The sequence below is a fragment of the Planococcus sp. 107-1 genome (assembly GCF_021513255.1).
GTDB lineage: Bacteria > Bacillota > Bacilli > Bacillales_A > Planococcaceae > Planococcus.
In genome coordinates this window covers 2,332,151-2,357,977 of sequence record NZ_CP090977.1, presented here as the reverse complement: position 1 = coordinate 2,357,977, position 25,827 = coordinate 2,332,151, and the positions used below count along the sequence as shown (strand labels likewise).

General features: G+C 44.4%; 20 protein-coding genes and 3 pseudogenes. 17 read left to right on the top strand and 6 right to left on the bottom strand.

Annotated features, from left to right (window positions below; all coding sequences use genetic code 11):
* Window positions 1–99 precede the first annotated feature (99 nt).
* From L0M13_RS12365 to L0M13_RS12350, 4 genes are all read left to right on the top strand, one after another.
* Window positions 100–678: a peroxiredoxin family protein gene (locus L0M13_RS12365; protein WP_235196785.1), complete on the top strand. Its 579-nt coding sequence runs from the start codon at window positions 100–102 to the stop codon at window positions 676–678.
* 13 nt (window positions 679–691) lie between these two features.
* A complete protein-coding gene (locus L0M13_RS12360) occupies window positions 692–1,798 on the top strand; it encodes a trans-sulfuration enzyme family protein (RefSeq protein ID WP_235196784.1) in 1,107 nt (368 codons plus the stop codon).
* Window positions 1,799–1,993: 195 nt separating this feature from the next.
* Window positions 1,994–3,037: a PDZ domain-containing protein gene (locus L0M13_RS12355; RefSeq protein ID WP_235196783.1), complete on the top strand. Its 1,044-nt coding sequence runs from the start codon at window positions 1,994–1,996 to the stop codon at window positions 3,035–3,037.
* Between the two features lie 11 nt (window positions 3,038–3,048).
* Complete coding sequence (locus L0M13_RS12350) at window positions 3,049–3,306, top strand: CsbA family protein (RefSeq protein WP_235196782.1); 258 nt, start codon at window positions 3,049–3,051, stop codon at window positions 3,304–3,306.
* Between the two features lie 39 nt (window positions 3,307–3,345).
* Here L0M13_RS12350 and L0M13_RS12345 read toward each other — a convergent pair whose 3' ends face one another.
* Entirely contained in the window at window positions 3,346–3,654 is a 309-nt protein-coding gene (locus tag L0M13_RS12345; RefSeq protein ID WP_235196781.1) for an AzlD domain-containing protein, read from the bottom strand.
* The gene (locus L0M13_RS12340; protein ID WP_235196780.1) at window positions 3,654–4,346 is read right to left on the bottom strand and encodes an AzlC family ABC transporter permease; all 693 of its coding nucleotides are present in this window, start codon (window positions 4,344–4,346) and stop codon (window positions 3,654–3,656) included. Before L0M13_RS12340 ends, L0M13_RS12345 begins: the two co-directional genes overlap by 1 nt.
* 147 nt (window positions 4,347–4,493) lie before the next feature.
* Between L0M13_RS12340 and L0M13_RS12335 the strand changes: the two genes are divergently transcribed.
* The 8 genes and pseudogenes from L0M13_RS12335 to L0M13_RS12305 all read left to right on the top strand — a co-directional run bounded on the left by L0M13_RS12335 (window position 4,494) and on the right by L0M13_RS12305 (window position 16,510).
* On the top strand, window positions 4,494–5,126 hold the full coding sequence (locus tag L0M13_RS12335; protein ID WP_235196779.1) for a TVP38/TMEM64 family protein: 633 nt from the start codon (window positions 4,494–4,496) through the stop codon (window positions 5,124–5,126).
* A gap of 70 nt (window positions 5,127–5,196) precedes the next feature.
* Window positions 5,197–5,685, top strand: coding sequence for a hypothetical protein (locus L0M13_RS18600; protein WP_311195566.1), 489 nt, complete (start codon window positions 5,197–5,199; stop codon window positions 5,683–5,685).
* Window positions 5,661–8,672 (top strand): helicase-exonuclease AddAB subunit AddB, encoded by a 3,012-nt coding sequence (addB, locus tag L0M13_RS12330; protein WP_311195565.1) that lies wholly within the window; start codon window positions 5,661–5,663, stop codon window positions 8,670–8,672. The genes L0M13_RS18600 and addB overlap by 25 nt, the downstream gene beginning before the upstream one ends.
* A pseudogene (gene addA / locus L0M13_RS12325) lies at window positions 8,650–12,251 on the top strand (helicase-exonuclease AddAB subunit AddA). Before addB ends, addA begins: the two are co-directional and overlap by 23 nt.
* A 10-nt stretch (window positions 12,252–12,261) precedes the next feature.
* Window positions 12,262–13,440, top strand: coding sequence for a DUF418 domain-containing protein (locus tag L0M13_RS12320; RefSeq protein WP_235196778.1), 1,179 nt, complete (start codon window positions 12,262–12,264; stop codon window positions 13,438–13,440).
* Window positions 13,441–13,483: 43 nt separating this feature from the next.
* Window positions 13,484–14,383, top strand: coding sequence for a fumarylacetoacetate hydrolase family protein (locus L0M13_RS12315; RefSeq protein WP_235196777.1), 900 nt, complete (start codon window positions 13,484–13,486; stop codon window positions 14,381–14,383).
* A 69-nt stretch (window positions 14,384–14,452) separates the two neighbouring features.
* Window positions 14,453–14,827 carry a YisL family protein gene (locus L0M13_RS12310; protein WP_235196776.1) on the top strand — a complete coding sequence of 125 codons (375 nt, stop codon included), beginning with the start codon at window positions 14,453–14,455 and terminating at the stop codon, window positions 14,825–14,827.
* A gap of 234 nt (window positions 14,828–15,061) precedes the next feature.
* Window positions 15,062–16,510, top strand: coding sequence for an alpha-amylase family glycosyl hydrolase (locus L0M13_RS12305; RefSeq protein ID WP_235196775.1), 1,449 nt, complete (start codon window positions 15,062–15,064; stop codon window positions 16,508–16,510).
* A 46-nt stretch (window positions 16,511–16,556) separates the two neighbouring features.
* On the opposite strand, the gene L0M13_RS12300 is transcribed toward L0M13_RS12305, so the two are convergent.
* The 3 genes from L0M13_RS12300 to L0M13_RS12290 are packed head-to-tail and all read right to left on the bottom strand — an operon-like array spanning window position 16,557 to window position 19,580.
* Window positions 16,557–17,891 (bottom strand): CoA-disulfide reductase, encoded by a 1,335-nt coding sequence (locus L0M13_RS12300; protein WP_235196774.1) that lies wholly within the window; start codon window positions 17,889–17,891, stop codon window positions 16,557–16,559.
* 11 nt (window positions 17,892–17,902) lie between these two features.
* A complete protein-coding gene (locus L0M13_RS12295) occupies window positions 17,903–18,757 on the bottom strand; it encodes a DegV family protein (RefSeq protein ID WP_235196773.1) in 855 nt (284 codons plus the stop codon).
* A gap of 13 nt (window positions 18,758–18,770) precedes the next feature.
* The gene (locus tag L0M13_RS12290) at window positions 18,771–19,580 is read right to left on the bottom strand and encodes a Cof-type HAD-IIB family hydrolase (RefSeq protein WP_235196772.1); all 810 of its coding nucleotides are present in this window, start codon (window positions 19,578–19,580) and stop codon (window positions 18,771–18,773) included.
* Between the two features lie 180 nt (window positions 19,581–19,760).
* Here L0M13_RS12290 and L0M13_RS12285 point away from each other — a divergent pair, with 180 nt between their 5' ends.
* The 3 genes from L0M13_RS12285 to L0M13_RS12275 all read left to right on the top strand — a co-directional run bounded on the left by L0M13_RS12285 (window position 19,761) and on the right by L0M13_RS12275 (window position 23,163).
* Entirely contained in the window at window positions 19,761–20,528 is a 768-nt protein-coding gene (locus L0M13_RS12285) for a prolyl oligopeptidase family serine peptidase (protein ID WP_235196771.1), read from the top strand.
* Between the two features lie 66 nt (window positions 20,529–20,594).
* Complete coding sequence (locus L0M13_RS12280; RefSeq protein WP_235196769.1) at window positions 20,595–20,903, top strand: metal-sulfur cluster assembly factor; 309 nt, start codon at window positions 20,595–20,597, stop codon at window positions 20,901–20,903.
* A 130-nt stretch (window positions 20,904–21,033) separates the two neighbouring features.
* Window positions 21,034–23,163 carry an ATP-dependent Clp protease ATP-binding subunit gene (locus tag L0M13_RS12275; protein ID WP_235196768.1) on the top strand — a complete coding sequence of 710 codons (2,130 nt, stop codon included), beginning with the start codon at window positions 21,034–21,036 and terminating at the stop codon, window positions 23,161–23,163.
* A 40-nt stretch (window positions 23,164–23,203) separates the two neighbouring features.
* Here L0M13_RS12275 and L0M13_RS12270 read toward each other — a convergent pair whose 3' ends face one another.
* Window positions 23,204–23,389, bottom strand: a complete 186-nt coding sequence (locus L0M13_RS12270; RefSeq protein ID WP_235196767.1) for a YjzD family protein — start codon at window positions 23,387–23,389, stop codon at window positions 23,204–23,206.
* Window positions 23,390–23,577: 188 nt separating this feature from the next.
* Here L0M13_RS12270 and L0M13_RS12265 point away from each other — a divergent pair.
* Window positions 23,578–24,512 (top strand): annotated as a pseudogene (locus L0M13_RS12265) (beta-ketoacyl-ACP synthase III).
* 27 nt (window positions 24,513–24,539) lie between these two features.
* Window positions 24,540–25,780: pseudogene (gene fabF / locus L0M13_RS12260) on the top strand (beta-ketoacyl-ACP synthase II).
* Window positions 25,781–25,827 lie beyond the last annotated feature (47 nt).

The following is a 25,827-nucleotide window of genomic DNA, read 5'->3' as shown; positions in this document are numbered from 1 at the left end:
GCTTTTTATTATGCCAAAATGATTTAAATTATGGAGACAGAAGTGGAACAAGCGGGGTCAATTTATCGTATGATGAAAGATGAATGAGGTGACTTGTAAATGTCTAAAAAAATGATTGGATTACTGCTCATTGCTTGTATGATCGGAATTGCAGTTGCAGGGATCGTGAAATCGAATCTTGAAAATAAAGATGAATTTGATAATATGGCTCTAGGCAGCGATGTCGATTTTCTTCCGACGGAGGAAGGGTTGGCAAAAGGAGAATTGTCTCCGGATTTTGAACTTACCACTTTAGAAGGCGAAAAAGTAAAACTTTCTGATTATCAAGGAAAAAAAGTGATCTTGAATTTTTGGGCGACTTGGTGTCCTCCGTGCAGAGCGGAAATGCCTCACATGCAAAACTATTTTGAAGAGCATGCAGCTGGCAATAATGTCGAAATTTTAGCAGTGAATTTGACGACTGAAGATCGAGGTATTGATAAAGTTCAAAATTTTGTGAAGGAATATGAACTGACATTTCCGATTCCGATGGATGAGAAAGGCGATATAGGAACACTTTATCAAGCGGTGACTATCCCTACTTCATACATGATTGATACAGAAGGAAGAGTCCAGAATAAAGTCGTAGGGCCGATGAATGAAACAATGATGAAAGAAATGATCGCCAATATGGATTAAAGGGGATGCTAAAATGCGCTCAATTGAAACCAAAGCCGTTCACACTTCGACAATGAAAGAACGTTCCATCCAACCAAAAGTGATGCCGTTGTATCAAACTTCCGCTTTCTCTTTTTCTTCATTAGAAGAGTTGGAAGGCCATTACGAAGGAAACGGGACGTATTTGTATTCCCGCACAGCAAATCCAAACACCGATGCTTTAGGAGAATCTGTTGCAGAAATGGAAGGCGCTCCAAAGGGAATAGCAGCTTCTTCTGGGATGTCTGCCATACTCGCAGGAATGCTTGCGGTGGTGAAAACGGGAGACCATATACTGGCTGCAGAAGATGTGTATGGAGGAACTTTTCATCTTTTGAGAGAAGAATTGGTGCGGATGGGAATCCAAGTACATTTTGCTGATTTTACAAAAATCGATGAAATGGAACAGGTACTAAATGATTTTCCCGAAGTTAAATTGATTTTTAGTGAGTCGATTACCAATCCATTCCTGCGTGTAGAAAATCTTCAGGCGTTGGAGCAATTAAAACAGCGCTATGGAGTGAAAGTGATGATCGACAATACTTTTGCAACGCCATATACGATCACCCCTTATGCCGAAGGGGCAAACCTTGTAGCTCATAGTGCGACGAAGTATATAGGCGGGCATAGTGATGTCACGGCAGGTGTCCTTGTAGGAGATGCAGATTTAATCGATGAAGCGGAAAAACGAGTGGTTAATTTAGGATTGAACTTAAGCCCTTTTGAAGCTTGGCTGACTCTTCGCGGTCTCAAAACGCTCGCGGTGCGCATGAAAGCCCAAACTGAAAATGCGAAAGCCATTGCAGAATTCCTGCAAGGAAAAGCGAGAGTTTGGTATCCCGGAAAAGGCGCAATCGTCACGTTCGAGTTGCCGGAAGATGTGGATATCTCTAAATTCTTTTCTTCTTTAGGATGGATTAAAATTGTCCCTACACTGGCTGGAGTGGAAACGACCGTTTCTTATCCATACGGCACCTCACACAGAGCTTTAACGGAGGAAGAAAAACAGAAAATCGGTATTACTCCGCAAGTCGTTCGCCTGTCCGTAGGAATTGAAGGGAAGGAAGATCTTTTAAAACAATTAGAGCAAGCTTTCCGTTAACCGAAAAAATCTACAGAAACCTCGTGTTCTTTGGTACAATGGAAAGAAACGACAGTGCACGTGATAGGATGGTGTGAAGAAGTGATAATGGATGCGTTACTGGACATAGGAAGATTTTTTATCAACCCTGCTTTTTACATAGCACTGTTGACAGCAGTTCTGTTAGGATATTTCCGTGTCAAAAGAGAACGGAAGATGTTTCGGACACGCATCGTTTGGGGATGGACTGAATTTTCAGGGCTGTTAAAAGATGGTGCGGTCTTTATCTTAATTTATTCCTTGGTTTTTTGTGCACTTGGATTGGTCGTTCCGCTCGAATGGCTTGTAGCACTCAGCCTCATCAGCATCTTAATGATGGTTACAGGATTTTTCTACTTTGGTTCATTTGTTTATATAGCATTGGCGGCTGTTATTTTTGGCTGGCTGTTTAAACGAAATGGCTGGACCATCGATTTTGGGATTTTTGAATATGGAGGTTACTACCTCGATTGGGGCTGGCTGGTGCCTGTGGCATTGATCGCCGGCGCATTCGTTATAGCCGAAGGGATTCTTATCTCGAAAAAAGGCGCAAGTTCGGCTTCTCCTCGCCGTGAGAATACTTCGCGCGGATTGATGGCTGCTGTCTATGATGTTAAACGCTTATGGCTGATTCCGGTGCTAATTGTCGTTCCAGGCAGCCTACTGGATGCTTATGCACCTTACTGGCCGCAATTTACAATCGGGCAAAGTTCTTTTTCGTTTATGTTAGTGCCTTTTATTTTCGCGTTCCAGAACCGCTCAAGAAGAACGATGCCGATTTACCTGTTCCCAAAAATCGGAGGGCTTACATGGAAATTAGGCATCGCCATCATCGTCCTGGCACTTGGTTCATTTTTGTGGGAACCAATGGCTTTCGTGGCATTGGTGGCAGGTGCAGCAGGACGCTTGGCAATTACGCTATTCTTTGAAATCAAAGAACGCCAAGGAAACCATGCAGTGACGCCTCAGTCGATGGGGGTCATGATAGTCGATGTGCTGCCGGATTCTCCAGCGGATAAAATGGGTCTGTTAAAAGGAGAAGTCATCCGAAAAGTAAATGGCTTGTCTGTTTCGAATGAAACCGAACTCTACGAAGCGATCCAAGTGAATGCGGCCCATTGCCGGTTGGAAGTTTTAGATCACAACCGGGAAGTCCGATTGCGCCAGCATGTCATTTTCCGTCATGATCACCACCGTTTAGGATTAATTGTGGTCAACTAAGGAGAATTCAAATGGACTCAATGATAACAAAATTTTTCTTATCGTTATTGGTGCCCGGTTTGCTCGTCGTGTTATTTACCCGCGTGACCTTCAATCACATAGTCGCATTGATCTTGACAGTGGCGCTTATTGCAGCTGCTGTCTACGCGGGTTACACCCATACTTGGCTCTTATTTGTCGTAAATGCCGCCTCCCTGACCATCGGGTTTTGGTATGCTTCAACGATGTACCAACGCAGAAAAAACGCCGAAACTCATGAAGATGAGTAACGGCGTTTTTTTATAGGCAAGAAAGGATTCGAATGGTCATTATAGGAACCAAACGCTGTAAACGGCGAGTACAGCGATTGAGCCTAACACCACCGTCATCACATTTGCTCCTGTAAAAGCGATTCCAAAAGCAGCAGTAGCTCCAATAATGCCGAACCATACATTTTCCTGTACAAAAAAGATGGCCGGGAAGATGAGTGCACCTAATACCGCATAAGGAATATTGCGCAATACATTTTGGATGGCCGGCGGCAATTCGCGCCCTTCCAAAAAAGTCAAAGGGATTGCGCGTGGAAGGTAAGTCACTACCGCCATACCGATAATCATCCACCAATACCAAGCGCCCATCATGTCCGCCTGCCTTTCGAAGAAATGATTTCAATAAAAATCGCTGATGCCAGCGTTGAAACAAGAATCGCCCACCCGGTTGTCAGCCAACCGGTGAAATAAAAGAAAGAATTAATCAAAGCGGCGATTAACGCTAAGCTGACTACTTTCCGGTTGCCGCGCATGGAAGGGACCAATAGCCCGACAAACATGGCATATAAAGCGATGGACATGGCCGCTTGCAGGAAGTGGGGAAGATTGGCTCCAATCAAATGGCCAACGGCAGTAAAGATGACCCAGCTGCCATAAGCGATCACTATAACGCCAATCCCGAAAGAAGTCCGCAGCTTGCCGCCTTTTTGAGTCGCAAGCACCGAGAAAGATTCATCAGTCACCCCAAAAGCGTAAAGGGCTTTTATCCATTTTTTCTCTGGCTGCATCTTTTCGTTGAGCGAAGCCGTCATAAGAAAGTGGCGAATGTTGACGACAAACGTGTTCAAGACAATGAGAAGCGGAGAAACGCCCGCTGCAATTAGTGAAAGAGATATGTATTGGGCTGCACCTGCATAGACGAAAATACTCATCGCAGTAGCTTCAAGCAATGATAAGCCTGTTGTCTTGGCCAGCAATCCAAATGTCAGGGCAATCGGGAAGTAACCTACTGCAATGCTTGTTCCTGCTTTGATCCCGGAAGCAAATCCACGATCATCCATTCAAATCGCTCCTTGCACAAAGTATTTCTCTTTTCCAAATGAAGAGAAAGAGTGTAAAGTAAATAATATACGAATATAAGCATAGCATAAAATTATTTGAAAATAGAAACGATTTTTGAAAATTAAGCAATTAAAAGGATTGAGTTCATGGCTGATTTTTTTACGATGGAAAATATTATTGAATTGACCCAATCTTATCGGGCTTTTGGTCCGTTGATCGGATTTTTGCTGCCTTTCTTTGAAGCATTTCTTCCGTTTCTTCCTTTGTTTGTTTTTGTGTTCGCGAATGCGACAGCTTATGGTTTATGGATTGGATTTTTAATTTCTTGGGGCGGGGCAGTAGCAGGATCTTATGTGGTGTTTCTGATTATCCGGAAATATGGCCGTGCACGCTTTATGAATTTCATGACAAAACATGAGCGTGTCCAGCGGCTGATTCATTGGGTTGAACGAAATGGCTTCGGCCCGCTTTTTTTATTACTTTGTTTTCCTTTCACACCATCTGCATTAGTAAATTTAGTGGCAGGCCTTTCTAATATCAGCCGCCATTATTATTTGTTGACGCTGATGGCCGGGAAATTTGTGATGGTCTTTATGATTTCTTATGTAGGCTATGATATCCGTGCATTATTCACTCAACCGATACGGACAGCTGTCGTTATAGTAGTGATTATTTTACTCTACGTTATCGGAAAGGTGCTTGAGAAAAGATTGAACAAGCGAGTGGAAGCAGACTTCCGGCAAGCCAAGAAAGACCGTGAAAGCAGCAAAGTGGAATAGCAGTTGGGAATGGCAAATATGGCCAAGTTCTTATATAATTAGAACAAACGTTCTTATTGGAGGTTAAATAATGGCATTACGAATTGTTTACGGAAGAGCGGGTTCCGGAAAAACACGATTCATCCAAGAAGAAATAGCCGATGAATTAAAACGGCAGGCTGACGGCGATCCGATTTTCTTCATTGTACCGGATCAAATGTCATTTTCTACCGAGTATAGGCTTTCATCAGCATATGGCATGCAAGGCATGATCCGTGCACAAGCCGTGACTTTTAAACGCCTAGCTTGGCGAGTGCTCCAGGAAGTAGGCGGCATCAGCAGAAGAGAAGTGGATACATTCGGCTATCGCATGCTGATCCGCAGTTTATTGGAAGAACATAAAGAAGAGTTTCAGTTATTCCGGAGAGCTGCCGGAAAAAGAGGCTTTACCGATCAGATTGAACAGCTAGTGAAAGAATTCTCGAGATACTGCGTAGATTGCGGCGAATTGACTGGAATCCGCAATACATTGGCTGAAGCGGGGCTCCGCGAACCTTGCTTGATAAAGCTTCGGATTTAGAACTGATCCTTTCGGAAATTGAAAGCCGGCTTGGTACGGTTTTTGTAGATTCTGAAGGGCATTTAGCTATGCTTTCAGAACGCATTAAGCATTCGGAAATGATTAAAACTTCAACCATCTATATCGATGGTTTTGTTAATTTTACAGCACGTGAATACGAAATACTGACAGAACTCATGAAATACGCTAAGAATATGACCATTGCACTTCCAATGGATGACCATTCGAATCCAGAGGACGAACAGGATCTTTTTTTTCAGTCGGCGAATACTGCACGCCGGTTGACCGAATTGGCAAAAGCTGAAGCGGTAGATATCGATATGCCCGTTTATATGACAGAACAGCGGCGATATAATAATCGTGAATTGGCGCATTTGGAAAAGCATTTCGATGATTTTCCTTTGCGCACAACCGTCTCTGAAGGGAACGTCGAATTGATCGAGGCTTCGAATCGGCGCGCAGAAATGCATGCCGTCGCACGTAAAATTCGTGATCAGGTTCGGAACGGACTGCGCTACCAGGACATTGCCTTATTATACCGGCAGCCGGAAGTCTATGATGAATTGATCAATACGGTCTTCCCGCAATATGAGATCCCTTATTTTATCAGCAGAAAAAAGTCCATGCTGCATCATCCGCTCATCGAATTCAATCGGTCGATTCTAGAAGCGGTACTTTCGAATTTCTCCTACGAACCGGTATTTAGAGCAGTAAAGACCGATTTGTTCTTTCCGGAAGGCAGTGTCTCTAAATGGCGGGAACGAAGCGACATTCTTGAAAACTTCGTCATTGCCAATGGCATTTATGGAGAGCGCTGGTTTGAAGAGAAGCGCTGGTTCTATAAAAAATATCGCGGACTTGAATTCCATACAGGTATTCAAACGGACGAGGAGCTAGCTGCTCAAATGGAACTGCATGCAGTCCGGGATTTGATAAGGGAACCGTTGCTTCAGTTGAAAGACGATTTGGAGCGGTGCCGTACCGGCAGAGACATTGCTGAAACTTTATATGTCTTTATCGAGCAAATGCATATCTATGAAAAACTGCAAGCCCTGAAAAACAGAGAAGAGACAGAACACCGCTTGCTGTCGGCAACTGAACATGAACAGGCGTGGACACAATGGACCACTGTTTTAGACCAGTTCGTCTTAATGTTCGGCGATAAAGAAGTCGAGTTAGGGGCTGCATTGAAAATTTTGGATGAAGGATTTGAAACATTGGAATTCTCGCGCATTCCTCCTTCATTGGACCAAGTGACGGTGTCCAAAATGGACTTGGCCCGTCTAATGGATATTAAATCGGTCTTTGTGATCGGCGCCAATGACGGCATCTTGCCTCAGCGCGTCGAACAAGAAGGGCTGCTTACCGATACAGAGCGGGAATGGTTTGCCCAAATCGGCTTTGAACTGGCTCCGACTTCGAAAATGCGGCTAATGGATGAAACGTATATGGCTTATCGGACATTCACATCTTCTTCCGATTATTTGACGGTATCCTATCCAATTGCCGACGAAGAAGGGAAAGCGCTCTTGCCTTCACTTTATATTCAGAAGCTCCGTGATATGCTTTCTATCGAATTGACTCCGGCCGTCATCGATCCGGAAGAATTGAAAGAAGTATCCCATCTCTCTTATATTTCTCATCCACGGGCGACGTTGTCTTATTTGACTTCCCAACTGCGGAACGGCGAAATATCGCCTGAATGGCGGGCCGTCCTCCATTATTATCAACAGGATCCTCTATGGGCATCGGTCATTGAACGGATTTTGGAACCGTTGAAGCCGAATATTGCGGAACAATTAAGGGAAGATATCGCTGAACCTTTATATGGCACACCAATTGCATCGAGTGTTTCAAGAGTGGAGACGTATTATGGCTGTGCCTTTGCGCATTATGTTACGTATGGCCTCCGTTTAGAAGAACGCAGCCAGTATAAATTAGCGGCGCCGGCAATGGGTGATCTTTTCCATGCAGCGATCAAATGGATTTCAGATGAAGTAAACCGCTTGAATGTCTCGTGGTCTTCACTGACAGAAAAACAATGCCGGGAAATGGCTAAAAATGCACTAGATCAACTTTCACCTTATTTTGTCAATCATATATTAATCAGTTCCCATAGATATCGCTACATTCAGCACAAATTGGAAGGGATTATCCGCCAAACGGCATTTATGTTGAGCCGCCATGCAAAAGTCACAGGCTTTTCACCGGTAGCGCTTGAAGTCGGCTTTGGCCCGAAAGAGCAAATTCCTCCACTCGCTATCGACTTGAAACGCGGACGGAAAATGAATGTCCGTGGACGCATTGACCGGATTGACTCAACAGATATTAACGGTAAACCTTATATCCGCGTTGTCGATTACAAATCTTCTAAGCAAGGATTGGATTTAGGGGATGTTTACCACGGATTGTCGCTTCAAACGTTCACTTACTTAGATGTAGCTCTGACCCATTCAGAGCGCTGGCTCGGAGCGGAAGCTGAACCGGCGGGCGTGCTTTATTTCCATATGCACAACCCGATGTTGAAGTTGACGAAATTGATGACAGCAGAAGAGTTGGAAGAAGAATTGGCGCGGTCCTTTAAAATGAACGGGTTGGTAGTGGAGGACCCGGAAGTGATCCATGCGATGGACAATGAAATAGATGGGTTCTCCAATATTATTCCGGTGCGCATGAATACGAAAGGCGTCATTTCAAAATCCCAATCAAAAACTGTTTTGAAAGAGGACATGAATTTAATCCGGAAGTTTGTCCGCAATAAGCACCAAGCAGCGGGTAATGGAATCCTTGATGGAGATACACAAATTACCCCTTATAAAGTAAAAGAAGATACCCCTTGCCAATTTTGTTCCTACCGGTCGATTTGCCAATTCGATCCGACCGATCCGGAACAGAATTTCCGGAAATTACCGGCTTTATCACCTGATAAGGCTGTTGAATTGATTCGAAAGGAGACGATTGCAGATGATACCGATCAAACCGAGTGATGCGACTTGGACAGATGAGCAATGGCAGGCCATCTGGGCAAAAGGGCAGGATATGCTGGTTTCAGCAGCGGCTGGATCCGGTAAAACAGCTGTCTTGATCAATCGGATGATTGAGCGGGTCTTATCAGAAGAAAATCCGGTCTCCGTTGATGAATTGCTGGTCGTGACTTTTACAAACGCGTCAGCTGCAGAAATGCGCCACCGGATGTCGGCAGCTTTGGAAAAAGCGGTTGCTGAAAATCCGGAATCGAAGCATTTGCGGAAACAATTGCGTTTGATCAATAAAGCACAGATCTCCACACTGCATTCATTTTGCCTTCAAGTGGTGAAGCAATATGCGTACCTATTGGAAATCGATCCCGGATTCCGTATTGCCAATGAGACCGAAGCGGCTTTGCTGCGCGATGATGTATTGGAAGCGGTGCTTGAACGGGCTTATGAAGGCGACCAGGAAGATGCGGTTTACCGGTTGGCTGACAGCTTCACTTCTGACAGAAGCGACCAGGCGATGGAAGTGCTGCTAAGCAAATTATATGATTACTCGCGTGTGCATCCATCCCCTGAGCAATGGCTTGATAAGGTCCCAGAATTATACGATGTGCCAAGTGGATCTACTATCGACGAACTGCCGTTTATCGATGACTTGAAAATGACCATCCATCATGCTTTAGAAGAGGCGCTTCAGTTGATCCACGAAGGAAAGCAGCTGACACTTGAACCGGATGGCCCCCATTTGCTTGCAGAGACATTTGATATGGACGGTGAGCTTGTCAGACAGGCCATTTTCGCATTGGAGGAGTCTTGGGAGAGCCTCTATCATTTCAGCAAAAAATTCACTTGGGGAAAAGCGGCTACCATCCGCAAAGATAGCTGCGACCCGCCCTTGCAGAGGAAGCGAAAAAGCGCCGGAATGACGTAAAGAAAATCGTCAATGGCGTTTTCGATTCCTATTTCATGCGCACCCCAAACCGCTTGCTCGATGAAATGCGGGAAATGGCACCTTTGATGCGGACATTAGTCGATTTGACGAAACAGTTCGCAGCACAGTATAAGGCGTTGAAAATTGAACGTGCCATCGTTGATTTTTCCGATTTGGAGCATTATGCGCTTCAAATCCTGCTAGAAGACGGCAAACCTTCACCCATTGCAGAAGATTACCGCAAGCGGTTTGCAGAAGTTTTGGTGGATGAATACCAAGATACCAATATGCTGCAGGAAACCATTCTTTCATTGGTCAAATCAGGCAGTGAAAAAGATGGCAACTTGTTCATGGTAGGAGATGTAAAACAGTCCATCTACCGTTTCCGGTTGGCTGAACCGATGCTGTTTCTTGGCAAGTACAACCGTTTTGCGAAAGGAGGCGGCGAGAATGGCATGCGAATCGATTTGAATGCCAATTTCCGCAGCCGCAAGGCAGTGCTTGATGGTACAAACTACATCTTTTCTCAAATCATGGGTGAACGCGTGGGCGAAATCAATTATGACGAAGCAGCTGCGTTAAAACATCAGGCACCTTATCCCGAACAGGAAGTCCCTGTAGAACTGACGCTGATCCATGAGCCGGAAACGGAAGAAGAGCCGGAAGATGAGCTGTTGAAATCACAATGGGAAGCCCGTTATATTGCGGGCAAAATCCGGGAATTGATGGAAAAAGAAACTCAGATTTACGATCCGTGGAAAAAGACGCAGCGGACATTGGAATACAGTGACATTGTGGTGCTCATGCGTTCGATGACTTGGTCTGGAGATTTTGTGGACGAATTCAAGATGGCAGGCATTCCTTTATATGCGGAACTGTCCGGCGGCTATTTTGACGCGTTGGAAGTGATGATCATGCTGAATACGCTGAGGGTCATCGATAATCCGTATCAAGATGTACCTGTCGTTTCAGTTCTGCGTTCGCCGTTTATCGGCCTTAAGGAAAATGAACTCGCTGCCATCCGTCTAGAGGCTCCGCAAGCATCTTTCTATGAAGCGTTGAAAATTTTTATCCGCGGAGGATCCGGCATTCATCCAGCAACTGCAGAAAAATTAAGAAGGTTCATGTACCAATTGGAAGATTGGCGCAATCTGGCTCGGCGGGTCGCTCGCCGAATTGATTTGGCAAGTTTATCTCGATACAAACTATTATGAAATGGTCGGCGCCATGACGAACGGCAAGCAGCGGCAAGCGAATTTGCGGGCGCTGCATGACCGGGCGCTTGAATATGAAAAAACATCGTTCCGTGGCTTATTCCGCTTCCTGCGTTTTATCGACCGGATGCGGGAAAGAGGCGACGATCTCGGAACTGCAAAGTCATTAAGTGAAAAGGAGAACGTCGTACGCCTTATGACCGTCCACAAGTCGAAAGGGCTGGAGTTTCCCGTAGTGTTTTTTGCAGGGACCGGCCGCCAATTTAATGAAATGGATTTCCATAAATCCTATTTATTTGACCAGGACTATGGGTTGGCGGTTAAAGCCGTAAACCCGGATACGCGCATTGAATATACGTCGCTGCCGTTTCTGGCTGTAAAGGAAATGAAGCAGCTTCAGATGAAAGCGGAAGAAATGCGCGTATTGTATGTAGCCATGACGCGGCAAAAGAACGCCTTTACTTAACCGCTTCTGTTAAAGATATCGGGAAGACGATCGAAAAATGGAAAGTATCATCTTCTGATTTAAAATTGCCTGACTTTATGCGTTCCCGGGCAAAGGGTTATCTCGATTGGATCGGACCGGCACTTTCCCGGCACCCGGATATCACAGAAGAGATTGGCAGTTCAGGAAGTATGCTGCCCCATCATTCGCGTTTTCAGCTAAACATAATCGAGTCACAAACGCTCGTGCCTGCCATATTGGATTTGGACGAACTCCTGCAGATCACCGCTGATGAGAAAGATTATACGGAAGAGATTAACTCCCGTTTTGATTATCGTTATCCCTATATGCACGCTGTAGAAAAACGTTCAAAACAATCGGTTTCCGAAATGAAGCGGCTGCAGATGCTTCAACGATCCGATGAACCGGAATCGTTCATCCAGTCGAATGCCCCTGCTCAAAAAACAATTATGCACCGGCCGGATTTCATGCAAGATAAGCGGCTATCTGCTGCAGATATTGGAACAGCAGTACATGCGGTTATGCAGCATATCTCTTTCGAAGAGAAGATGGGGGCTGCTGAAATCAGATCGTTTATCGATACTTTGGTAGGCAGAGAAATTTTATCCGCTGACGAGGCAAAAGCGATCAGGGTCAAAGATGTTGAAGCATTTTACGAAAGTGAGATCGCCAAGCGCCTTTCGAATGCTTTGAATATCAAAAGAGAAGTTCCTTTCACATATGCTAAAAAAGATGAAGAAGGCGATTACCAAATTGTTCAAGGGATTATCGATTGCTTGTTTGAAGAAGAGGATGGATGGGTCCTGCTCGATTACAAAACAGATCGGGTAAGCCAAATTTCAGATGTGCCGAAAGAAATGTCGGCACGCTATGAGATTCAATTATCGGTCTATCAAGAAGCAGTTGAAGCGATATTGAAGATTCCGATTAAAGAACGCCTGCTGTACTTGTTTTCATCAGGCGAAGAAGTAAAGATTTAGGAGGATTTAGGTGAAAGTACAACCTGTTGCATCAACTGAACGAATTGCGGCGCTGGATTTAATGCGTGGGTTTTCTCTCTTGGGGATCCTGCTGATTAATATGCTGGCGTTCCATTCGCCATTTTCATATATCGATCCTTACAGCTGGTTCGATGGGGCTTGGGATGATGAAGTTTTCGTTTTTTTGGATATCTTCGTCCAAGCTAGTTTTTATCCGTTATTTTCTATCCTTTTCGGGTATGGATTAACTATGCAGTTTATGAAAGCCGAGAAGCGGGGCCAGCCATTCGCGCCATTTGCGGCAAAACGACTGGCGATTCTGCTGATAATCGGCATCATTCACGCATTTTTAATTTGGTATGGCGATATACTAATCACTTATGCCATTACCGGATTTTTATTGATAGGCATGATGCGGATTCCTGCATCTTGGTTATTTGGCCTAGGAGCTGTGATTTATGCAGTTCCCCAATTTTTCTTTTTAGGCCTTATGTTTGCAGCTGTTGCGATCGATCCGAACTTCTATACAGGCATGCAGGAAGTCCAAAATTCTTTGGCCGCCTATCCGACCGGAACTTTCGCAGAAATTTTCAGCCAACGATTTGATGATTGGCTGTACAGCAATAATCCTGCTTTTTATCTGGAATTGATTGTCCGCATTCTGCCATTCTTTATGGTGGGTGCAGCGGCAGCCAAATGGCGATTGATCGAACGGGCTAAAAGTTTAACGAAGTTTTGGTGGATTCTTGGAATCAGCACGCTCGTGGTCGGCTTGTTGTTGAAAGCCACGCCATATTTCATTGAAAATAATTATGCCTATAGTTATTTACAGGACTCGTTTGGCGGACCGATCGTAGCTGTCGGATACGCTTCCATGATTGTATTACTTGCGCAAAATGCAAGTGCTAGAAAACTGCTCAATCCGTTAGCCAAGGTGGGGCGGATGTCGATGACGACTTATTTAATGCAGTCGGTCATTGCCACGTTGATTTTCTACTCATACGGTTTAGGCTTGTATGGCCAAGTGGATTTATTGACCGGGACATGGATTGCGCTCGGAATTTTTGCCATTCAACTTATTTTTGCAGAAGTCTGGTTTTCCAAGTTTAAGCAAGGCCCCATTGAATTTTTATGGCGTAAAGCAAGCTATGGAAGAAATTTCGAAAAAAGCAACAATTCAAAAGAATGAATGTGTATAATGAATGGAATCAAAGAAAAGGAGTGTTTGACGAATGAAGCTGTTATCTTTTCGATATCAAGAAGAAGAACGTTTTGGACCAAAAGTGAAAAAAGAGGAAGCTGTGTGGGATGTGTTAGCGATTCAACAGGAATTGGAAGTTTTGCCTTCGTTTCCTGCTACACTGATTGAAGGAATTCCCCAAGGGATGGAATTCGTAGAACAAATGCGCAAATTAAGCGAAGCAGCTAAAGCATCTGAAAACCCAGATCAATTTAAACTCTCTTTTTCGGATATCGAATGGTTAGCTCCAATATCAAAAACACCGAAAAATGTTATTTGCGTCGGGAAAAATTATGCAGAGCATATTAAAGAAATGGGCGGCGATGGCCCAGTCGATTTAGTGGTCTTTACAAAAGCGCCGCATACCATTGTTGCGGATGAGCAGACCGTTTCTGTCCATTCGGATTTGACGGATGCTTACGATTACGAAGGTGAATTAGCGGTTGTCATCGGCAAATCAGGAAAATCCATTCCGAAGCAAATGGCATACGACTATGTCTTCGGCTATACGATAGCAAATGATTTGACTGCACGTGACTTGCAGGAAAAGCATCAACAATTCTTCTTAGGCAAAAGCTTGGAAGGGTCTTGCCCAATGGGTCCTTACCTTGTCACAAAAGATGAAATTCCGCAATCGCAGAACTTATCGATTGTCACAAAAGTGAATGATGAAGTTCGTCAAAATGGCAATACAGGGGATATGATCCGCCGTGTGGATGATCTCGTTTCCGAGATTTCCAAATACGTGCCGCTTGAAGCGGGAGACGTGATTTTAACAGGCACGCCTTCAGGTGTAGGTAAAGGATATAATCCGCCTAAGTTCCTTAAAGCAGGAGATACCATCAAAGTCTCAATCGAGTCGATTGGTACGCTCGTCACACATTTGTCATAACAGAAGGCATGTCTTTTAGCACCTTAACTATGCTAAACTGTTAAGGACACTATTAAATGAGGTGAGCTTTTGGACTTTTTAACTGACACTACCCATCTACACATTACGACATGGGTTATTGGAATCGTTCTATTTCTAGTAGCTGCATTCATGAACCGTGAAAGCAAGGGCCGCAAAATTGTCCACATGATCTTGCGTTTGTTCTATATCCTGATCGTCATTTCAGGATTGGCTTTGTTCATTGCACATTCTTCTTTCGATGCAATGCAATATGGCTTGAAATTTTTGTTCGGTTTATTGACGATCGGAATGATGGAAATGGTATTGGTCCGTTCGAAAAAACAAAAACCGGTCACATTATTCTGGGTTTTGTTTGCGGTCTTCCTTTTCGTAACCATGTTCTTCGGATTTAAACTTCCAGTCGGCATCAATTTCTTAGCTTAAGGTTTAAACGAATGGCAAATTTGAACTGCACTTCCATTGTTTGTGTATAGCAATGGAAGTGCAGTTTTTCTATGGGTAAAATCAAGAAGTGAATAGACTTCCATTCACAGTTTAGACGAAAGTGGGAAGGCGTCTCAGCGTTTTCGCGATTTATCCATAGCGGCAAGGCCGAGGGTTTGATAAAATTAATCGGGTGGACTGGAATAGAGTAGCCTCATTAAGGGAGGATTTAGATTGAAAGCAAAATGGTTAACAGGCATCTTGAGCGGGGTATTGGCATTTGGATTGATCCAACCCGCAGCTTTTGCAGAAGAAGAACAGACGATTGAAGATGAAATTATATATGACGTGTTGATTGACCGCTTTTTCAATAAGCAAATCGAAAACGATTTTGAAGTGGATGCGCAAAATCCAGCAGCCTTCAATGGCGGTGATTTTGGCGGCGTAATCGAACAGCTGCAGCATGTAAAAGACATGGGCTTTACGCTTTTATCAATCGGCTCGGTTTTTGCAACAGATACTTATGATGGCAAAAAAGTACTGGATTACCGGCAATTGGAGCGGCATTTTGGAACGGAAGAAGAGTTGAAGGAAGTCGTTGAAAAGACGCATGAATTCGATTTGAAATTGATGGTGGATGTGCCGACTCAGCAAGTCAGCAGCAACCATATTTGGGCAGCTGAAAATCCTCAGTGGTTTTCTGAAAATGAAGACGGGACACTGGCTTTGGATACATCAAATCCGGAAGTGCAAGATGAATTGATCGCCGCTATGAGCGAATTTATCGATACATATCAAGTGGATGGATTGCGTTTATCTGATGCAGATCAATTGGACCCTCAGTTTATTGAGAAGTTTTCAGAAGCGATGAAGGAAATCCGCGATGTATATTTGATTAATGACGTAGAAATGGAAGAAACTCCAGGATTCGATGCCATGGTGCTGCCAGGAGCTGAAGAAACATTGCGCACTAGCTATAAAAACTTTGGAGCAGACAGCACAGGGTTAGGAGAATTGGTTGAATCGAGTGATGGCCAGCTCATCCAGATTGATTCGTTGCTGGGTTCGCGTTTTGTATCGGATGTAGTGGCTGAAAGAGGTTTTCCGCCGACTCGGATGCGGGTTATCTTTTCTCAATTATTAACTATGCCGGGAATTCCGGTCGTCCAATACGGATCGGAAACAGCCATGAATGGCGTAACGCCTCAAGAATCGCATCAGATTTTGGATTTGTCCGTAGATGAGGAATTGATCGAGCATATTTCCGATTTGAACTCGCTGCGCAATTCTTCCGAAGCGCTTCGCACAGGGGATACGGAAATCATTTTAGAAGAACCGAATTGGCTCGTCTACAAACGGTCTAACGATGAAGAAACATGGATTGTAGCGATCAATAACTCTGCGGAAACAAAAGCTATCAATCTTCCTGCAGATGTAATCGGCAGTGATAAAGAACTTCGGGGATTATTCGAAAGCGATATTATCCGCCAGGAAGCTAACGGAGATTACCGGATCACGCTAGACCGTGAAATCGGGGAAACTTTCCATGTAATTGACGAAACTGGATTCAATAAAGCCTATATTGCAGCTTTAGCTGTGCTTTATCTCGTGTTCATGGCATTCTTATGGGTTGTCTGGAGAAAAGGCAAACAACGGAAAGCGGACAGAAACGCAACTAAATAAAGGACATGAAAAAGAAACCAACGCCGATTGAGGCGTTGGTTCCTTTTTATTTTCTTATGGCTTTGTAGCCTACCATATTAATCGGGTCTTTCGGCGACGAATAGGGCGGGGCATAGCATAGTTCGAGTGCTTGCAGATCTTCAATCGTAAGACCTGCGAACATCGCTGTTGCTAGGACATCAATCCGTTTATCGACGCCTTTGCTGCCGATGCACTGTGCACCTAATATCTTCCTTGTTTCAGGGCTGTAATGGACTTTCAAGGTGATTTCGCTATGGTCCGGGTAATAGCCGGCGTTTGAATTGCCTTTATGGAGCACAGTTTCATAAAGGACTCCGTTTTCCAGTAGAGAACGTTCATTCAAGCCGGTCATCGCCACGTCTAGCGTGAAGACTTTGACAATCGATGTGCCAAGCAAACCGGCCTTTGGAATGGAGTTTCCTGTTAGATGCTTAGCAACTATGAATGCTTGGCGATGTGCGGGCGAAGCAAGCGGTACCCGTTTTGCACCGCCCGTCACGAAATCGGTGTTCTCAGAAGCATCTCCCAGCGCATAAATGGATGAATCAGCGGTTTGCATAAATTCATTTGTGATGATTCCGCCGGTTTCCCCAATTGGGAGGCTAGCTTTTTCAGCCAATTGCGTATTCGGTTTTATTCCGACGCTCATGATGATAAAGTCAGCCTGCAGTTTCTGTCCTGTGGATAAATGAAGTTCCTTCTTATCTGTTTTGGTGATCACACTGTCTGTATAGACAACTACGCCGTTATTTTTCAACTCTGTTAGCACCCGGTCAGAGAATTCAGGATCCAATATCGACATCACATGTGAGGATTTATGTACCATTTGGACTTTCAGGCCAAGGTTCATTAAATTCTCCGCCATTTCAATCCCGATAAACCCGGCGCCTGAAACTACACAACTTGAAGGCTTCGCTTTCTCGATATAAGAAATAATCCCTTCCATATCGCCGAAGCTTCTAAGAACAAAATGGTTTGTAGAATCGAGACCATCTATTGCAGGGACAATAGCGGAACCGCCGGGAGAAAGGATTAAAAAATCGTAAGCCTCGTGAAAAACTTCTCCGGTTTTAAGGTTTTTCACCAAAACGGATTTCTCCGTCCGGTTAATTTCCAGTACTTCGTGCTCTAAATAGACGTCGATATTTCGTTTTTCTTCAAACTGCTGCGGGTCGGCCATCAGCAAGGATTGAGTTTCTTCAATAACGCCGCCAATCGCATAAGGAGTGCCGCAAGCGGCATAAGACATCGTCGAATCGCGGTCGAATACCGAAATTTTAGCATCTTGATCGTAAAAACGGATTTGGCCGGCAACCGTAGCTCCGCCGCCGACGGCTCCGACAATCACAATTTTTTTCATGGCTGCCACCATTAAGCTTTCCATTCGTTAAAGAAGAAGACACCGAGTGTGCCAGGACCGGTATGGGCGCCAATTACAGAGCCGATCATATCAATTTCAACCGCTTTTGGATGAAAATGTTCTTCAAGTTCGTTCTTTAATAGCAATGCAAACTCTAAATCATCGCCGTGGCAAATCGCAATGTTCTGTTCACTCAACTTGTCGCCGCGCTCTTCGATTAGCTCCACCATTCGTTTGAGCACTTTTTTGCGTCCACGCAATTTTTCGATTGGCACTAATTTGCCGTCTTCCACGTGCAGCAATGGCTTGATATTCAATAAGCCCCCGACAAAGGCGCTGCCTTTTGAAATTCTTCCGCCTTTTGCCATATAATCCAAGTCTTCTACTGTAAACAGGCTTTCAAGATGATTCGCCAAGTGGCGAACTTTCTCGATGACAGTTTCAAGGGATTCACCTGCTGTCCGCATCTTAACCGCTTCTTTTACAAGAAGGCCGTAACCGGAGGAAGCCGCTTTTGAATCCAAAATGGTTAATTTTAACTCAGGATAATCTTCACGGACTTGTTCTGCTACCATAACAGCAGTATTATGCGTCCCGGACAATTCAGAAGAAAAAGCGATGTAGAACCCTTCTTCTCCGTCTTTTGCCAATTGTTCAAAAGCGTTCAGCATTTCGTCCGGGGATACTTGGGACGTTTTCGGATGGATGTCTGACCGTATGGCATCAAACACTTTCTTCGAGTGGACGGTCCGAATATCTTCAAACTCTTCATCTCCGATATGGACCCGCAACGGAAATAAAATCACATTTTCATCTTGGAAAAAAGATTTAGGTAAATCTGATGCACTGTCAGCGAATAATCGCATATAAATCCTCCTTTTATTTTAAATTTAATCGGTCAATCAATAATTCAGCGATTCCATCTTCATTATTCGTTAAGGTGATTTCGTTGGCAATATTTTTCAACGGGTCGATTGCATTGCCCATCGCAACACCGACACCGGCAAAATCGATCATCTCAAGATCATTGTCTTCGTCTCCGAATGCAATGATATTTTCGCGTGGAATGCCAAGCGATTTGGAAACCCGGTCCAGTCCGACCGCTTTGCTTAAACCGCTTTTGACAATTTCGATCACATGCCACGGGGCTCCCCATCTGCGGTGGTCGATTACTTCGGCATGCACTGAAGATAAGTGGTCATGGATCAATTGCACTTTTTCAACCGGTGCATGGATCAGCAGCGAAGTAGGATTTACTTTTAAGAAATTTCTCAAGTCGCCGGTCGTGATAGACGGATCTCCGAAACTGAAGATATTCATCAGTTTTTCATCGTGGTGATGCACATACACATCGTCTAATACTTCTGCGACGATATTATAAAAATCGAACTGGTGCATCGATTCGACCACTTCATGTACCACGTCCAAAGAAATTGGGGTATGGTGAGTGCCCCAAGAAGAATCGGCTGGATGATGAACAAAAGCACCATTGAAATTGACGATTGGCGTGCTCAATCCAAGCTCTTTATAATACACTTCACTTGAACGAAAAGGGCGGCCAGTCGCGATCATTACTTGATGGCCTTGTTCTTGAGCCTTAGTTAAAGTAGATTTTGTTTTATCGGAAATGACTTTCTGATCGGTCAATAAGGTGCCATCTAAATCTAAGACTATTAAATGTTGCTTCATTAATAACCGTCTCCTTTCTCTCTCTATGTATAGTTTAGCGATAAATGAAGCGGTTCGTCAAAAAAACTTCCATCGGAATGCTTCATTTCGAAAATTTTCTTTAAGGCTTTGCAGATTGTTTGCTGGAGAAGAAGAACATTGGTAGGATTGGATAGAAAAAGAAAAAAGGATGTGGGTTAAGTGAAAGTAGTACATGAAATTTGGGAAGGCATCCCGCTCCTGAACGTTGCAGCTGAAAACCGGTTTGCAGATGCATTGCCGACGGTTGTTTTCTTTCACGGCCATATGAGTGCAAAAGAGCATAATCTGCATTACGCCTATCAATTGGCAAATAAGGGAATGCGTGTCATCTTGCCGGATGCCCATTTGCACGGCGACCGGGACGAAGGTTTGGATGAAATCCAAATGAGCTTGCGTTTTTGGGAAATTGTTCTTACTTCAATAGAAGAATTAGCTACGATACATACAGTTATCCACCAAAAGAAATTAGCTGAAGGCGAGATTGGCATCGGCGGAACTTCGATGGGCGGCATCACAACTTTAGGTGCTTTGACTGTTTATCCATGGGTCAAAGCGGCTTCGGTCATGATGGGGGCTGCCAATTACGTCCAATTGGCAAAAGCGCAAATGGCTCAATTTGAATCGAAAGGGTTTAAATTGCCGATTACGGATGACGAACGGAAGAAAATGCTGGATACACTTGCCCGTTTTGACGGAACGAAAAACCGGGCTGTCTTCAAACAGAGACCCCTATTTTTCTGGCACGGTGAACAGGATACAACGGTTCCTTTTGAACCGACTTTCAATTTCTATCATGCGTTAAAAGAAGATTACGCCGAAGTGCCGGACCGGATCCATTTTATGCGGGAAAAAGAGTCTGGGCATGCGGTCAGCCGGCCTGGTATGCTTGCAGCTACTGCTTGGTTGGTTGAGCACGTGGCTAAATAAGCGGTTAAATTTCTTTTTCCAGGAAAATTTGTTAAGATGAAAAGAGCAGAATAGGGAGGGATTATGATGGATCAAGATATGAGAGACAGCATGATGGGTGCCTTAGAGCAAGTAGTGGACCCGGAACTTGGAGTCGATATCGTCAACTTAGGGCTTGTTTACGACCTTGACCTTTCAGAAGATGGGTTTGCAGTTGTAACGATGACTTTGACATCGATGGGATGCCCAATGGGACCGCAAATCGTAGATATGGTTAAACGTGCGTTATACGAACTTCCAGAAATAGAAGAAGTAGACGTGAAAATCGTTTGGCAGCCAGCATGGAGCAAAGACCATATGTCTCGCTACGCGAAAATGGCGCTTGGCGTTAGATAATGAGACTATCAAACACCGTAAAATCAGTTGATTTTACGGTGTTTTTTTGTGGTTATTATTTGCCAAACAAGATGAGATTACCTATAATTAAATTAGTCAAAGAAGGTCAAACTTAATAAGGAGTGATTTTATGGTTCAATTTACTAATGAAGAACAAAAATCCCCATTGGAACTATATGGTCGAAATATGGTGGAACAAGCGAAGAATGGAAAAGTGGATCCGGTCATCGGACGAGATCAGGAGATTCGCAATGTGATCCGGATCTTATCCCGCAAAACGAAAAATAATCCAGTCCTAATCGGGGAGCCGGGCGTCGGGAAAACGGCGATTGTCGAAGGATTGGCACAGCGGATTGTCCGAAATGACGTACCTGAAGGGTTAAAAGACCGTATCATTTACGAACTGGACATGAGTTCGCTCATTGCCGGTGCCAAATACCGGGGCGAGTTTGAAGAGCGCCTGAAAAGTGTGCTTAAGCAGTTAAAAGACAGCGATGGACAGATTATTTTATTCATCGATGAAATCCATACCATTGTCGGAGCAGGGAAAACAGAAGGCGCAATGGACGCAGGGAATATGCTTAAACCAATGCTGGCAAGGGGAGAATTGTATTGCATCGGGGCGACGACACTTGATGAGTACCGGATGAACATTGAAAAAGACCCGGCTTTGGAGCGGCGCTTCCAACAAGTCCTTGTGCGTGAACCTTCTGTAGAAGATACCGTATCGATTTTGAGAGGATTGAAAGAGCGGTTTGAACTGCATCATGCAGTCCGGATCCATGACCGGGCAATTGTGGCAGCTGCAGCAATGTCTGACCGCTATATTACGGAACGTTTCTTGCCGGATAAAGCGATCGATTTGATCGACGAGGCGTGTGCAATGATTCGGACAGAAATCGATTCGATGCCGCAGGAACTGGATGAAGTCACTCGCCGGTTGATGCAATTGGAGATTGAAGAACAAGCTCTAATGAAAGAAAAAGATGCGGCGAGCCAAAACAGGTTGGCCGTTTTGAGAAAAGAGATAGCGGACTTGAAATCTTCCACAGCCGATATGAAGAACCAATGGAGCGCGGAAAAAGAATCGCTGAAAAAAATTCAGGAAAAGCGTGAAAAACTGGATCAATATCGCCGGCAATTGGAAGAGGCAGAAAACAAATACGATTTAAATGCTGCCGCTGTTCTCCGCCATGGCAAAATTCCAGAACTGGAAAAGGAATTGGCTGTACTCGAAAAAGAATTGCACGAGGGTGGTGCAGAACGTCTATTGCGTGAAGAAGTGACCGAAGATGAAATCGCTGGAATCGTTGCTAGATGGACGGGTATTCCCGTCACAAAATTGGTCGAAGGGGAACGCGAAAAACTATTAAGGCTGGATGAAACGTTAAAAGAACGGGTCATTGGGCAAGATCGGGCTGTTGAACTTGTGACAGAAGCGGTTTGGCGCGCACGCGCTGGCATTAAAGACGAGAAAAAGCCGATTGGTTCTTTCATTTTCCTAGGTCCGACTGGGGTCGGGAAAACGGAACTTGCAAAAGCGCTAGCCGCAAACCTATTCGATTCGGAAGACCATTTTATCCGCATTGACATGTCTGAGTATATGGAAAAACATAGCGTTTCCCGTTTAGTCGGGGCTCCTCCAGGCTATATCGGCTATGAAGAAGGCGGTCAACTGACAGAAGCGGTGCGCAGAAATCCATATTCTGTTGTGCTATTGGATGAAATAGAAAAAGCGCATCCGGATGTAGCCAATATTTTGCTGCAAATTCTAGATGATGGACGCATCACAGATAGCCAGGGCCGGTTGATCAATTTCTCGAATACAGTCGTAATCATGACTTCTAATATCGGCTCTGCTTATATCAGCGGAACCGATGATGAACATGAGCTTGAAGACATTGTCATGGTTGAATTGCGGAAGCATTTCAAACCGGAATTATTGAACCGCATTGACGATATTGTCATTTTCCATGCGCTGGACAATTCGCATTTCTATGGCATTGCGAAAAAGATGTTGGGAGAACTTGGACAGCGGATGAAAGGGCAGCAATTGGAATTGGCGGTCGACGACTCTGTCGTTGACTATATTATTGAAGCGGGAACCGACCCGATATTCGGAGCCCGTCCGTTGAAACGCTTTATCCAAAGGGAAATCGAAACCAAGATTGCCCGGGAATTGATCAAAGGCGAAATCGAAGCAAATACCACGCTGCATTTGGCGATGGAAGATGGGAAATTGAAGATCAAAATTAATTAAAAAAATCGCCATCCGGAGAGTTCCGGATGGCGATTTTTTATTAATGCTTTTCTGCTGCTGGCTCGTCTGGGATGATTGCAGAAATTGCAAAAATCAAGACAGAGACAATTAGAGAAATGTAAACGCCCAACATGAAATCGAAATGTACGTTTTGAACAGCACTTACTACATAGTTCAACAAAGAAATTAATAAGAACGACCAAAAGAATGTTCCAATATACTGCATCTAATTTCACCTCTACATAAAATATCTAGCTTAATCATATCATACCGTTCCCCATACACAAAGAAAGTTTCGAAGAATCAAAGATATTTTGTCGGAAGTATGTCAGTTAGTTGAAAAAATGAAGGACATGACGTATCATTATTACCAGGTACTAATAATTGATGTTAAATTGAAATGAGGGACCCATAATGAATGCAGGAATCATCGGCATAGGAAGAAGTTTGCCGGAAGATAAATTAACGAACTTCGATTTGGAAAAACGGATGGATACTTCTGATGAGTGGATCCGGACAATGACCGGGATTGAAGAACGCCGAATTGCAAGGGATGAACAGGACACGTCGGATATGGCATTAGAGGCAGCGAAAAAAGCGATTAAAGACGCTGACATCGATCCAGCTGACATCGGATTGATTTTGGTTGCGACAGTCACACCGGATCAGCCTTTTCCATCGATGGCTTGCGTTATCCAACAGGAAATCGGCGCAGTTCATGCTGCAGCGATGGATGTGTCTGCTGCTTGCGCAGGCTTCATGTATGGCGTCGTAACAGCAAAACAATTTATCGATTCTGATGTTTATAAATATGTCCTCGTTGTAGGCGTGGAAAAATTATCGAAAATTACCAACTGGGAAGACCGGAATACAGCGGTGTTATTCGGTGATGGAGCCGGAGCAGCAATTGTCGGGAAAGTATCCGAAGGGCGCGGCATCCTCTCCTTTGAACTTGGAGCGGATGGCAGCGGCGGTTCGAGCCTTTACCAAGAAGGAAAGCATTTGGTGATGAACGGAAGAGAAGTGTTTAAGTTCGCTGTTCGCCAAATGGGTGAATCTGCGATCAATGTCATTGAAAAAGCAGGATTAACGAAAGAGGAAGTCGATTTTCTGATTCCTCACCAAGCGAATATCCGTATTATGGAAGCTTCGCGGCTCGGTTGGAGTTGCCAATCGAGAAAATGTCGAAAACAATCCATAAATATGGCAATACATCTGCAGCCTCGATTCCGATTTCTCTAGTAGAAGATGTGGAAGAAGGCCGGATCAAAGAGGATGACGTCGTCGTTATGGTCGGGTTTGGCGGCGGATTGACTTGGGGCGCAATAGCAATGAGATGGGGCAAATAAAGGGATATGCGAAAGGAAGAAATGAGAATGGCTAATCGTCGAGTAGTAATTACAGGTATTGGAGCAGTGACTCCTTTAGGAAATGATATCGAAACCACATGGGAAGCGGTAAAGTCTGGTAAATCGGGCGTAGGGCCGCTTACTCGTTTAGATGCAGATAAATATCCAGCTAAAGTAGCTGCAGAAGTTAAAGACTTTTCTATTGAAGATTACATTGAGCGCAAAGAAGCCCGTAAAATGGATCGCTTTACACATTATGCGTTAGCTTCTTCTATCATGGCAATGAAAGATGCAGGACTTGAGCTTGATGAAAAGACTGCACTTCGCACAGGCGTTTGGATCGGTTCTGGGATCGGTGGCATGGAAACGATTGAAAATCAGATGGATGTTTTAAATGACCGCGGCGTACGCCGGATCAGTCCGTTTTTTGTACCGATGATCATTCCGGATATGGCATCTGGCCAAGTTTCTATCCACTTTGGTGCGAAAGCGATCAACTCTTGTTCGGTGACTGCTTGTGCATCCGGAACAAACTCAATCGGTGACGCATTTAAAGTTATCCAGCGTGGAGATGCAGACGTTATGATTTCAGGTGGAGCGGAAGCGCCGATCACCCGTTTATCGGTTGCCGGTTTTACAGCAAACACGGCACTTACGACAAATCCGGATACTGCGACAGCCTCTCGTCCATTTGACAAAAACCGGGATGGTTTTGTTATTGCTGAAGGTGCCGGGATTGTAATCCTGGAAGAATATGAGCATGCAAAAGCACGCGGGCAAAAATCTATGCGGAACTGGTAGGCTACGGTTCAACTGGAGATGCCCACCATATTACGGCTCCGGCTCCAGGTGGCGAAGGTGCTGCAAGAGCAATGGCTCAAGCATTGGAAGACGGCGGCATCGATAAAACCGAAATCGGCTATATCAACGCACATGGTACAAGCACACAATACAATGATTTATATGAAACGATGGCAGTTAAAACGGTTTTCGGTGAGCACGCTTATAACTTAGGAATGAGTTCTACTAAATCTATGACTGGCCACTTATTAGGGGCAGCAGGCGGAATTGAAGCGATTTTCACAGCCTTGGCTTTGAAAGAAGGAATCATGCCGCCAACAATGAATTACGAAACACCAGATGAAGAATGTGATTTGGATTATGTGCCGAATGAAGCACGTAAAGCAGATTTTGCATATGCAATGAGCAACTCACTTGGATTCGGTGGGCATAATGCATCTTTAGTATTTAAAAAACTAGCAGAATAATGATTTTTGCAATTAAAACCATCAGCTGTTTCCAGCTGATGGTTTTT